The sequence below is a fragment of the Vibrio sp. YT-19(2023) genome, from assembly GCF_033337395.1.
In genome coordinates this window covers 1-511 of the sequence record NZ_JAWOQN010001194.1, presented here as the reverse complement: position 1 = coordinate 511, position 511 = coordinate 1, and the positions used below count along the sequence as shown (strand labels likewise).

Annotated in this window: 1 pseudogene; it reads left to right on the top strand. The window is 47.7% G+C overall.

Features of this window, described 5'->3' with window-relative positions:
- Nucleotides 1–511 (top strand): annotated as a pseudogene (locus R7E78_RS30795) (RNA polymerase-associated protein RapA); the annotation flags it as partial.

Below are 511 nucleotides of genomic sequence, written 5' to 3'. Positions count from 1 at the left end.
CTGAACAAAGAATTGAAATCGCAACTAGAGCAAGGTCGTGACCGCTTGCTAGAAATGCACTCTAACGGCGGCGAAAAAGCTCAGCAAATCGTTGAGAAAATTGAATCAACCGATGGTGATACAAACCTAGTCACGTTTGCACTTTCTCTGTTGGATACGATTGGTTTGAACCAAGACGACAAAGGCGAAAATGCACTGGTGGTGACGCCATCAGAGCACATGATGGTGCCAAGCTACCCTGGTTTGCCATACGAAGGTGCGACGATCACTTTTGATCGCGATACCGCGCTTTCTCGTGAAGACATGCACTTCATCAGTTGGGAACACCCAATGATCCAAGGTGGTATCGATCTTCTGATGAGTGAAGGTGTGGGTACTTCTGCGGTATCTCTGTTGAAAAACAAGGCGTTGCCAGTTGGTACTATTCTGCTTGAACTGATTTACGCGGTAGATGCGCAAGCACCAAAACGCAGCGGGATCACTCGTTTCTTACCGAAAACGCCAATCCGTC